Genomic DNA, 10,523 nt, shown 5'->3' on the forward strand with positions numbered 1-10,523 from the left:
CTCGCACCTAACATTTCGCTCAAGCGGACCAATCAATCGCTTCGCGATTGATGTGGCCGCTTAGCTCCAGCGTTAGGCGCCAATGACAGATCGCAGTCACACGGAGCTGTACTCCAAGCTCCTCGCGTTCGTCGAGGAGCACGGCCATGCGGCGCTGGAAGGCGTTGCGGAACGCGGTATGCCGGCGAGCCGAGCGCTTGAGTTCATGGCGCTCCTCGAGGCACATAGAGTGCCGCTGTACGGGCTTGAGGTCTGGCGCAACTGTCCTGGCGGGTATGACCTCGACGTCTCTTCTATTTGGTATTGCAGCAGCGGCCTGCATCACCAGTATTCAGAGGCGCGGGAAGGGCTCCGACTGGCACAGCCAACGCCGGCAGATCTCGTGGCGGTCCAATTCGGCTAAATTGGCGCCTAACATTTCGCTCAAGCGGACAGATCAATCGCTTCGCGATTGATGCTGCCGCTTAGCTCACCAGTTAGGGGCAGGCAGGATGCGACTTTTCGCGGAATTTACGAGCCATCTCCAAAAGAGAATTGAAGATGCGCTGTCTGAGCTCGCCCCTCTTTCGCCGGAGGAGGCCACGGGAATTGCAGCTCAGTTTCCGGGCATCCCGCAGGACTACCTGGACTTTTTGCAACTGTACGGACACGGCGGATTGAAGCTTGGGGAGTATCGCGACACATGGATTCGACAGGAGCCAGTCCTGGCAGCCAGCTACTTCAATGAAGAGCTTTATTACGTCACCTCGGACTTTCCAGCGCCTAGGGGTGACGTCATTGGATTTGCCACTGATGAGGTCGGAGCTCTCTACGGCTTTGACTCTGGCGACGGATGGCGCATCGTGTGCGTGGACGGGCGCCGAGATGTGGTTCGTTTTGAGCTCACGTTTGTGGAGTTCATCGCCGGAGTTGTTTGTTGCCACCCGTACATGCCCGTTGCAAGGATCTCCGGTGGCTGGGTCGATGGAGTCGGGGAGAGGTTCCTCGATACCGAGGCCGTCGCGCGGTAACTTCATGACTACCGGCAGAGGCTCCATGTCAAACTTGCCCCTAACAGTTCGCTCAAGCGGACCAATCAATCGCTTCGCGATTGATGTGGCCGCTTAGCTCCAGCGTTAGGCGGTTGGTTCTAGGGTGGGCTGAGGCGAGTTCGGTCTCGGCAAGTGCGAGACAACTGGCCGCGAGACATCCGGCCCGCCCGCGCTGTGTAGCCGCGCGTCGCAAGTCCGACGGGCCGTCGAGTAGCCAGTGCCAGGTTTAGGCAGGCGCGGGCACAACAAAACTCAATCCGGCCTTGTCTGCTGTTCCTCGCTCCGGCACATTCCGCCTAACTATTCGTTCAAGCGGACAGTCCAATCGCTTCGCGATTGGAGCTGCCGCTTAACTCAGACGTTAGGCACGGAGGCAGCATGATCGGTCACGGCGAGAATCGGACGCGCTTCTTTGTCGCTTACGGATACTCCGTAGTAGCGGCTCTTGCGGTTCTGTCGCAAGCCCTTATGGAAATAGTGAGGGGCGACGGCGCCAAGGAATGGTTGATCGGCCTTGCGGCCGCGATGCTGGTCTCGCTGGTTCCAGGGTGGTTAGCACGCCACCTTCCGGGCCCCATATGGCTCACGCCCGTCGTCCTCGGCATCGGTGCGGGCCTTGCCATGTTTCCTGCGCTAGGCTTCATCTTCTCGGCACTGAGATAGATCAGTGCCTAACAGTTCGCTCAAGCGGACCAATCAATCGCTTCACGATTGATGTGGCCGCTTAGCTCCAGCGTTAGGTGCCATGCGAAGAATCCTTCTAGCAGTTGCCCTCTTTCTCGGCGTTCCCGTCGCAAGCGCGAGCGGCCCGGCATACAAGCCTTTCCCAGAGGCTCAGGTCACCCCTGAGCAGTGGATTGCTTACAGAGCTTCTGTGCATGCAGCTTACGGAGCGACCTTGAGGGTCTTTCCCGATGAGCACCTAGAAGTTCTCTACAGCGACGATGAGATCACACACTTTGCCTTCACGATGCCTGGGCACCCGGCGCACCCTGCATGGATTACGCGGCAAGCCCAAGATGGATCGGTAGGGCAGATTGGCTACTTTGCAGGCGATGAGGCTAAGTTTGCAGAGTTGTTCCGTGCCTACCTCGCGCTGACAGACCGGACCCTTGAGGAGATTCCTGATGAGGGCTCTGAGCAAGCGGACAAGGATCGCACCGATGTGCAAAATGGCACCTAACATTTCGCTCAAGCGGACCAATCAATCGCTTCGCGATTGATGTGGCCGCTTAGCTCCAGCGTTAGGCCGCATGGACCAAGCAATCGCCAAGCTTGTCGCTCACTACTCAGAATGCTCGGATGGTTCGAGCGCGCTTTGGCCTGAGACCGTCCAGCAGATCAGCGAGATTCATGGAGTTTCGCCTGGGCTGGTCCTAGATGCCTTTGCGCTCGCCATTCTTGCGGCCCACGTTCGTGGGCGCCTCGATCGTTCACGGGCGTCGCACGCGGCGGATGACCTGCACTCGGCAGGCAACTTCAGCCTTCCGCCATTCGCACGTGCGGTCTTCGACGCGCTTGAGTATGGTGAGTCCTCGGAGGCCGATCTTTCAGCCCTGTTGCGTCAAGGCGGGGGTGCAAGTGCGGCCTAACATTTCGCTCAAGCGGACCAATCAATCGCTTCGCGATTGATGTGGCCGCTTAGCTCCAGCGTTAGGCCGCTGAGGTGCCGTATGCGCTACGTCCTCGCCATCTCACTCTTACTTGCGGCGCAGCCACTCGCAGCCGGTGTGTTGGTTCCCGCGGTTCCAGATTCATTTGTCGGACACTGGGCGGGAAGTCCGTCAGCCTGCGACTCCGAGTTCGATGACCTGAGGCTTCACATCAGCTCCGAGCACATTTCCTATTGGGAGAGCGAGGGGCCGATACTGGCTGTGGTAGTTCGCGGGAGAGAGCTGGCTTTGATTTCGGAGCTTTCCGGAGAGGGCCGCACGTGGCTGGCCACGTCGAAGTTCACGATCTCTGCGCACGGTGGATTGCTTAGTGATAGCTACAGTGCTCCAGGACAAAGGATTGTTCGGTACAAGTGTCCAGAAACCGATGCCGTGCAGCGGCCTAACAGTTCGCTCAAGCGGACCAATCAATCGCTTCGCGATTGATTGGTCCGCTTAGGTCCGGCGTTAGGGCGCATATGACTGTCGTCGCGATCGGAGGAATTGAGGTTCAGGTGGACCGCGACCGCACTAGGGCTACTTACGAGGCGCTCCGCCCGTCGATGTATGTGTGCGAATGCGCCTACTGTCGTAATTTCAGGGCTCTTGGCCTCACGCCGTTTCCTGACGCAGTGCTCGCGTTCTTCGAACAGGCTGGGATCGACCCTCTTCAGCCGGCAGAGACCTATGAGAGCAGTGCGACAGAGCAAGGGAAGCACTTGTACGGTGGAGAGTTCTATTTCTTTGGCGAGGCTCCGCCCAAGGACGGTTCCGTGCTCGGTCCTTCGGGTCCGTTCGACTTCACCTTTACCAAACCATCCCCGCTGGCGCAGGACAAGTTTCACGTTGAGGGATCGGTGCGCTTCAGCTTTCTCGTGGAGTTGCCATGGGTAATCGCAGATGCGCCCTAACATTTCGCTCAAGCGGACCAATCAATCGCTTCGCGATTGATGTGGCCGCTTAGCTCAGGCGTTAGGCGGTGGTGTTTCAGGTGGGCTGAGGCGAGTCCGTTCTCAGCAAGCCGAGACTCTCTCGCCGCGAGACATCCGGCCCGCCCGCGCCGAGTAGCTCCGCGTCGCAAGTCCGATTGGCCGTCGAGTAGCCAGTGCCAGGTCTCGGCAGGCGCGGGCACAACAAAACTCAATCCGGCCTTGTCTGCTGTTCCTCGCTCCGGCACATTCCGCCTAACAGTTCGCTCAAGCGGACCAATCAATCGCTTCGCGATTGATGTGGCCGCTTAGCTCCAGCGTTAGGCGCTGTGTTCTAGGTTGGTCATCGGCGAGTCCGTTCTCCGCAAGCCGAGACTCCCCCGCCGCGAGACATCCGGCCCGCCCGCGCTGTGGTGGTCCGCGTCGCAATTCCGATGGGCCGTCGAGTAGCCGGTGTCAGTTCCAGGCAGGCGCGGGCACAACAAAACTCAATCCGGCCTTGCCTGCTAGTCCGGGCTCCGGCACATTTCCGCCTAACTATTCGTTCAAGCGGACAGTCCAATCGCTTCGCGATTGGAGCTGCCGCTTAACTCAGACGTTAGGGCGCGCAGGGAGGTTCGTCGAGGTATGTCAGTGAGCATCGACTGGGTTGATCGAGAGACTCTCGCCTATCGATCCGATGGGCTTAGTGTCTTGGTCTGGGTCGACTTCGAGGCTGGCTTCTTCTCGCGAGGCCGCGTCGTGCACAAGGATTCGATCAAGGATTGGCTGGATGAGAGCGGCTCTGTAGTCGGGCCGGTCTCCCCCGAAGAGCGCGACGTGATCATTGCGGCTGTGATGGCCCACTATGCAAACGAGGGGCGGGCATGCACCGCAGTTCCATAGCATGTGCAAGCGCGCCCTAACTACTCGCTCAAGCGGACCAATCAATCGCTTCGCGATTGATGTGGCCGCTTAGCTCCAGCGTTAGGCGCGATGGAACGTTTTCCGGCAAACGGGGGAGGATGGATTCGACTATGGACGTAGACGTGTTGAAGTCGCTGATTTCTGATGCATGCGCAAAAGTAGCGCTACTCGATCGAGTGCTTTTTGACGTAAAGGCAACAGAAAGAACGTTCCAATTCCGCCTTGCTCACTATCTCGCATGTGACAGTCGCCTCCCCGTTGGCGTGAGTGTTGACTGTGAGTACTCGCGTGATGGAATGAACGTCAAGCGAATTTCAAGATCGGCGCAAGGCCCTTGGTTTGCACCGGATGTTCTTATTCATCGGCGCGTCGAAGCAGGCGACAACTTAGCTGCTATCGAGTTGAAGTTTTCGGGCGACTCTGAAGGTGCGCATAAAGATAGGCAGCGATTAGCCGCGCTGTGTCAAGAGTTCAACTACAGGTCCGCGTTTCTGGTTTTAATAAACAAAGAAACTAAATCACTTGATATTGAGTTCGTCAACAACGCCTGACAGGAGATGTTCGGCATGATTGAGTATTTTTATTCCATCTACGCGCTACTGGTTTCTTCGGTATTCGTTGCGACGTGCGCCTTCATCTTTTGGATTTGTGGAAGAGTCAGGAAGGGGTGGCTTTCTGCGTTTCTTTGGGCACCGGTTGCAATACTTGTTTTTCCGCTCATTTTCTCCTCACTACAGTGCTTCTTGGTCGTGATCGTCGCGCAGGGCCACTTTTCTCGCGTGCTTAAAGATCCGGGCGGAGCTTTTGCGCTGTCCACCGAGCTCGGAGTTGAAGCGGCGGTTCTTTCTGTGCTTGCAGCCGTTCTTATCTACCCAGTGATGTTCTTGATTAGATCGAAGCGAGTTGCCCTGGCAAGCTGAAGAAGCGCTTGAACTAGCTCTATACGTTTAGGTGGCAATGGAGCAGTGCAGATCAGTGTTTCCCTGCGCTTGCATATCGCGCCTAACATTTCGCTCAAGCGGACCAATCAATCGCTTCGCGATTGATGTGGCCGCTTAGCTCTAGCGTTAGGCCCATGAACGATCTCGCTGCCGACTATCTACGCGATCTTGGATTCCTCTTGCGAGAGGACTGGCAGGCTGCGGAACAGCGCTACAAGCTGGCTACAGGCGCGGATCGTGAGTTTGAGGCAGGGCGGCGTCGGGCCTACTGCCAAGTGCTCACACTCATGCTCCATCAAGCCGAGACGTTCGGCCTAGATCCATCCGAGATCTCGCTTCAAGGCCTAGACGTGGACAAGGACCTTGGCTATTAATCTCGGCCTAACTACTCGCTCAAGCGGACCAATCAATCGCTTCGCGATTGATGTGGCCGCTTAGCTCCAGCGTTAGGCCCTTTGGGCCGCGAGTTTGGTTCCATCTCGTCTGCGCTGCCGAGCATCACGCGACCGACCGCTGAGGCGGGCGGCGCTCTGGCAGCCGCCAAGCGCCGCGCTGTTCCTCGGTGGAGTTCCTCGCGGGCGCAGGCACGAACCTTCTCGCATGCATCAGCCCGGCGTCCGGCGAGGTTGATCTCGGCAAGACCGAGGCAGGGCTTGTCGCTCCGTAGGTCAGGCTGTAGCGTCTTGGCCTAACTATTCGCTCAAGCGGACAGATCAATCGCTTCGCGATTGATGCTGCCGCTTAGCTCAAGCGTTAGGCAGCAGATGACCGTTCGATTCGCCATCGTGGCAGCGATTTCCCTCGCGATGTCCGCGTGCGCTTCGCGCCCGCAGGTGCGGGACGAGTTGTGTCGGCCGCTACTCGATTTTGCGAGATCGGTCGGACCTGATGAGGAACGTTCGATTTCCTTCCACACTTCGTGGGGGCGAAACTTCCGAAACAACCCAGAGCCCGCGATCTTCGCGAAGCAATGCGTCCACGACGACTACCGCCAGGCAAAGCCGGTTTGCACGTACCTAATGGAACATGGCGCTACTGAGTTTGCTGGAAGGAACGCTCAGCGCGTGATTGCTTGTTTGGCCCCGGAGGCTCGCTTTGGCCCAGATGTCGAGCTAGAAGAAGGGGTTTTCCGTATCGGCTTCGGGACACCGAATCGTGGCAGTCGCATTACCGTTAAGTTCTCACGAGATGAGCAGCTTGGCGGTATGGTTTTGCGCATCCGCGCAGAGGGCCACTAGACTGCTGCCTAACATTTCGCTCAAGCGGACCAATCAATCGCTGCGCGATTGATGTGGCCGCTTAGCTCCAGCGTTAGGCCGCATAGAATGCTCGTCGTCTCACGGGTCCTGGAATTGGTAAAGAGCCATCTCGCCGCGAGCGGGGTCGACGCTTCGAACCTCGATTGCCGCTCGAATGAGGAGAAGCTTGTGATTGAGCGCTCGAGTGAGGCTGGGCTGGTCTCAATTTCGGTTTGGTCAACAGGATGCTGTGACGTTTATTCAATGGAGACTGACGATCATGAGCCACGTGACCATCACATTGAGTTCTTGTCGGAGTCGGAGGCCGTTCACTACGTCTCTTCCATCCTCATTGAGGGTTTCAGGGGTGGCGCTAGTGCGGCCTAACATTTCGCTCAAGCGGACCAATCAATCGCTTCGCGATTGATGTGGCCGCTTAGCTCCAGCGTTAGGCCCCAATGGCAGAACTTCATCAATCCGTTGCAACGCTTCGTTTCTTTGGCGACGACCTCGTGCCCGAAGAGATCAGTACGTTGCTCGGAGCCCGCCCGACAGAGTCGTGCTGTAAGGGTCAAGAGATTGTCGGCCGCAACACTGGGGCGGTTCGCATTGCCAAGACAGGCAGTTGGCGCCTCAGTGCAGCAGACCGAGAGCCGGAGGACTTAGAGGCTCAGATCTTTGAGATCCTGGGCCAGCTAACCCAAGATCTCAGCGTTTGGCAGATGCTGTCCCGCTACAAGCCCGATCTTTTCTGTGGCGTGTTCATGGCAAGTAGCAACGATGGCTTGCCTCTCTCCGCAAAAGCGCTTCTTGCACTTGGCCAGCGTGGCATTGCGTTAGCGCTGGACATTTACGATGCTGGTCGGGATGGGCCCGGTGTTGGGCCCTAACTACTCGCTCAAGCGGACCAATCAATCGCTTCGCGATTGATGTGGCCGCTTAGCTCCAGCGTTAGGCCGAATAATGGCGTTCAAGGAAAACCCGGTCCCCAAGCTCGGACTTGTTGGCATGGTTGTGCCAAATCTCTACTTCCTCGCAATTTCGTCTCAGGAGCGCATCGCGTCCGGGCTGATTGAGAGCACCGATCTCTTTTGGCCAGAGAAGATCTTTGTCGCGGTGTGCCTGGTTCTAGCTCTGTCGCCGTGGCCGCTCGCTCTTTACCGGGCTCGCGCAGCCGGCAGCTGGCGCTGGTTCATCGCATGCCTTTTTGTTTGGCCCGTCGCGTACGTCTACACTTTGTTCATCAATCGGGGCGATTCGCCCTAACTACTCGCTCAAGCGGACCAATCAATCGCTTCGCGATTGATGTGGCCGCTTAGCTCCAGCGTTAGGAGGCATATGCAGGTCAACGTGCGCCTTGTAAGAGCAGTGACTTGGAGTTCAGTAGCCTCTTTCGCGCTCTTTCTTGCGGTTGCGCCACTTGCCGTTTTTGGCGGCAAGGACGTGCCCGCTGCAATCGTTGTTGCTCCCGGCCTTGTTCTTTTCGCAACACAGCTTGTACTGCTCGGCTACTGGCTCATTCACTTCCATCGCTCCGGGCAGAGGCGTGAGTTCTGGCTTTGCTATTGCCTGCCGTACATCTATTCGTCGTATCGATCGTTTGCGTTGTTGCGGCAAAGACCCGACGATGCCTCCTAACATTTCGCTCAAGCGGACCAATCAATCGCTTCGCGATTGATGTGGCCGCTTAGCTCCAGCGTTAGGTGCGAGATGAACGTCTTCGCAAAGTTGTTGCGTGCGCTCGCAAGGGTCCAGTTCCGCCTGCGTGGTCTCGCAACCATTCCAGAGATTCCTACTGCGGAGTTCAATCGCCTCGTTGCCGAGCTTCAGGAAATGGGCTGGCACAAGGCATACGAGTACAGCGGGCCAGACGCCTGGATTGACTATGGCTGCGTCCATTTGTCCCGCGATGGCATGTCTCTCACCTGCGAGTGGGACAACTTCCATGAGGGCAGCTTCTCGGGGCGCAGCCCGGCACTTGCCGTCGTCGCAAAGCTCTCGGGTCGCGAGCCGGCGCCAGAGTGGCGGTGGTCCTTGTGGGGCTAGTAGTCTCGCACCTAACATTTCGCTCAAGCGGACCAATCAATCGCTTCGCGATTGATGTGGCCGCTTAGCTCCAGCGTTAGGCGGTTGGTTCTACGGTGGTCTGAGGCGAGTTCGGTCTCAGCAAGCCGAGACTCTTCGCCGCGAGACATCCGGCCCGCCCGCGCTGAGTTGCTCCGCGTCGCAAGTCCGCTAAGCCTTCGAGTAGCCGGTGCCGGCTCCAGGCATGCGCGGGCACCAACAACCGCCATCCGGCCTTGCCTGCTCGTCCTCGCTCCGGCACATTTCCGCCTAACAGTTCGCTCAAGCGGACCAATCAATCGCTTCGCGATTGATGTGGCCGCTTAGCTCCAGCGTTAGGCCCCGCGTCCGCACTGCAGGGAAACGTACGCTACAGAGGTCGCCCCATGTCATCGGATTCGCGGAAGATCGAGTTGGCCCCATTAACGCCACAGGCCGATGTAGAGCGCGGCGGATCGTCGGGCCTTGTCCTCCTAGTTGCCGCGCTTGTAAGCACCATTAGCTCGGTCTGGGGATTTGAGGCCGATGCGTGTAACGGCTTTTTTGCCGGCGCTATCGGGGCCGTCATGCGTGCAAGTTTTCTGGCGTTTACTCATATGCCGGAATTGTTCTTTCAAGTTTCGCTCCTTGCGATACATCTCGGAGTAGTGCACGTTGCGGCGCGTCGTCGTCCATTTTGTGGGCGCGAGGAACTGCTAGCGATTATTCTCCCAATGGCGAGCTTTGCTTCAGGGTGGACGGTCGCCAAAATCACATGGGTTGAGCAAACATGTGCATTGCATCCGTGGGCGTGATGTACGGGGCGCTTATCGGGCGGGTCCTAACTACTCGCTCAAGCGGACCAATCAATCGCTTCGCGATTGATGTGGCCGCTTAGCTCCAGCGTTAGGCAGGCAAGGGAGAGTGTCTTGCTAGATTCGACAGACGGACTCATCGCATTGGGAGTTGGTGTCGCTTTCATGCTCGGCATTGCGCGAGCTTTCGTGGCCCTTGAGCTTTCCACGCCCACCCGCTGCACGCTCGGGGTTCTAATGCTGGGCTGCGGCGTTTTCTGGGCTTATCGTCTCGTCGTTGCTGACGCATTTCCGTCGAGCGCAGTTTGGTCAGGGCTGGCAGTCGGCCTAATTGGGCTCGGCATCAACCAGGCGGCACTCCCGTGGCGACTTCGCCGTGGCATGCCTGCCTAACATTTCGCTCAAGCGGACCAATCAATCGCTTCGCGATTGATGTGGCCGCTTAGCTCCAGCGTTAGGCCCCAATGGCAGAACTTCATCAATCCGTTGCAACGCTTCGTTTCTTTGGCGACGACCTCGCGCCCGAAGAGATCAGTACGTTGCTCGGAGCCCGCCCGACAGAGTCGTGCTGTAAGGGTCAAGAGATTGTCGGCCGCAACACTGGGGCGGTTCGCATTGCCAAGACAGGCAGTTGGCGCCTCAGTGCAGCAGACCGAGAGCCGGAGGACTTAGAGGCTCAGATCTTTGAGATCCTGGACCAGCTAACCCAAGATCTCGGCGTTTGGCGGATGCTGTCGCGCTACAAGCCCGATCTTTTCTGTGGCGTGTTCATGGCAAGTAGCAACGATGGCTTGCCTCTCTCCGCAAAAGCGCTTCTTGCACTTGGCCAGCGTGGCATTGCGTTAGCGCTGGACATTTACGATGCTTGTCGGGATGGGCCCGGTGTTGGGCCCTAACTACTCGCTCAAGCGGACCAATCAATCGCTTCGCGATTGATGTGGCCGCTTAGCTCCAGCGTTAGGCGGTTG

General features: G+C 57.9%; 13 protein-coding genes. 12 read left to right on the forward strand and 1 reads right to left on the reverse strand.

The annotated features are described in order from the left end of the window. Positions 1-82 precede the first annotated feature (82 nt). From QT987_RS28735 to QT987_RS28785, 11 genes are all read left to right on the forward strand, one after another. Positions 83-403 carry a hypothetical protein gene (locus QT987_RS28735; RefSeq protein WP_332986675.1) on the forward strand — a complete coding sequence of 107 codons (321 nt, stop codon included), beginning with the start codon at positions 83-85 and terminating at the stop codon, positions 401-403. Positions 404-491: 88 nt separating this feature from the next. Then, positions 492-1,010: a hypothetical protein gene (locus QT987_RS28740; protein ID WP_332986676.1), complete on the forward strand. Its 519-nt coding sequence runs from the start codon at positions 492-494 to the stop codon at positions 1,008-1,010. A gap of 766 nt (positions 1,011-1,776) precedes the next feature. Beyond that, positions 1,777-2,214 (forward strand): hypothetical protein, encoded by a 438-nt coding sequence (locus QT987_RS28745; RefSeq protein ID WP_333119993.1) that lies wholly within the window; start codon positions 1,777-1,779, stop codon positions 2,212-2,214. Between the two features lie 948 nt (positions 2,215-3,162). Further along, positions 3,163-3,594, forward strand: a complete 432-nt coding sequence (locus tag QT987_RS28750; RefSeq protein WP_333119995.1) for a hypothetical protein — start codon at positions 3,163-3,165, stop codon at positions 3,592-3,594. Between the two features lie 1,034 nt (positions 3,595-4,628). Further along, the gene (locus QT987_RS28755; protein WP_332986673.1) at positions 4,629-5,069 is read left to right on the forward strand and encodes a hypothetical protein; all 441 of its coding nucleotides are present in this window, start codon (positions 4,629-4,631) and stop codon (positions 5,067-5,069) included. A 6-nt stretch (positions 5,070-5,075) separates the two neighbouring features. Further along, positions 5,076-5,438 (forward strand): hypothetical protein, encoded by a 363-nt coding sequence (locus QT987_RS28760; protein ID WP_333246825.1) that lies wholly within the window; start codon positions 5,076-5,078, stop codon positions 5,436-5,438. A gap of 155 nt (positions 5,439-5,593) precedes the next feature. Continuing rightward, positions 5,594-5,833 (forward strand): hypothetical protein, encoded by a 240-nt coding sequence (locus QT987_RS28765; protein WP_332986671.1) that lies wholly within the window; start codon positions 5,594-5,596, stop codon positions 5,831-5,833. Positions 5,834-7,155: 1,322 nt separating this feature from the next. Continuing rightward, a complete protein-coding gene (locus QT987_RS28770) occupies positions 7,156-7,587 on the forward strand; it encodes a DUF4279 domain-containing protein (RefSeq protein ID WP_332950754.1) in 432 nt (143 codons plus the stop codon). A 73-nt stretch (positions 7,588-7,660) separates the two neighbouring features. Continuing rightward, complete coding sequence (locus tag QT987_RS28775) at positions 7,661-7,963, forward strand: hypothetical protein (RefSeq protein ID WP_332986678.1); 303 nt, start codon at positions 7,661-7,663, stop codon at positions 7,961-7,963. 72 nt (positions 7,964-8,035) lie between these two features. Then, positions 8,036-8,335 (forward strand): hypothetical protein, encoded by a 300-nt coding sequence (locus QT987_RS28780; RefSeq protein WP_332986679.1) that lies wholly within the window; start codon positions 8,036-8,038, stop codon positions 8,333-8,335. Positions 8,336-8,407: 72 nt separating this feature from the next. Next, complete coding sequence (locus QT987_RS28785; protein WP_333120041.1) at positions 8,408-8,743, forward strand: hypothetical protein; 336 nt, start codon at positions 8,408-8,410, stop codon at positions 8,741-8,743. Positions 8,744-9,234: 491 nt separating this feature from the next. Here the strand turns inward: QT987_RS28785 and QT987_RS28790 are convergent, their stop codons facing one another. Next, on the reverse strand, positions 9,235-9,357 hold the full coding sequence (locus QT987_RS28790) for a hypothetical protein (RefSeq protein ID WP_332986680.1): 123 nt from the start codon (positions 9,355-9,357) through the stop codon (positions 9,235-9,237). A 662-nt stretch (positions 9,358-10,019) separates the two neighbouring features. Here QT987_RS28790 and QT987_RS28795 point away from each other — a divergent pair. Further along, the gene (locus QT987_RS28795) at positions 10,020-10,451 is read left to right on the forward strand and encodes a DUF4279 domain-containing protein (protein WP_333246827.1); all 432 of its coding nucleotides are present in this window, start codon (positions 10,020-10,022) and stop codon (positions 10,449-10,451) included. Positions 10,452-10,523: the final 72 nt, after the last annotated feature.

Origin of the sequence: Microcoleus sp. SVA1B4 (assembly GCF_036700545.1) — a bacterium.
GTDB lineage: Bacteria > Cyanobacteriota > Cyanobacteriia > Cyanobacteriales > Microcoleaceae > Microcoleus.